The sequence below is a fragment of the Saccharothrix sp. ST-888 genome (genome assembly GCF_000955975.1).
Taxonomy (GTDB): Bacteria; Actinomycetota; Actinomycetes; order Streptomycetales; family Streptomycetaceae; genus Kitasatospora.
In genome coordinates, this window is the sequence record NZ_JYJF01000478.1 from 1 (window position 1) to 375 (window position 375).

The 375-nt window shown below is 72.8% G+C and carries 1 protein-coding gene; it reads right to left on the minus strand.

Annotation, left to right across the window (positions count from 1 at the left end):
- Positions 1-53: 53 nt before the first annotated feature.
- Positions 54-375 (minus strand): FAD-binding domain-containing protein (locus tag UK12_RS33525; RefSeq protein WP_045306991.1); only part of this gene is annotated, 322 nt, incomplete at its 5' end.

A 375-nucleotide genomic window follows, 5' to 3' on the forward strand; every position in this document is an offset into this window, starting at 1 on the left:
TGACCCGGAATCATCCTGAAGTAGGTGCGGCGCGCCGACGCCAGCTGTTCCGCCTACCGGGCGCCGAGCGCCCGCTGAAAGCGCCGGACGCCGAGGTACACGATCGGCGCCGGATAGTTCCTCGTCGGCGGGTCGAGCAGCGAGGGCCGGTGCACGGCTGCGCCCGGGGTCCCGGCCAGTTCGGGCACCCAGCGCCGTACGTACGCACCGGCCGGGTCGAAGCGCTTCGCCTGGACCAGTGGGTGGAGGACCCGGTTGGGGCGGGTGTCGGTCCCGGTCCCCGCCACCCACTGCCAGTTGGGCTGGTTGTTGGCGACGTCCCCGTCGACCAGCAGCGCGAGGAAGTGGGCCGCGCCGAGCCGCCAGTCCTGGTAG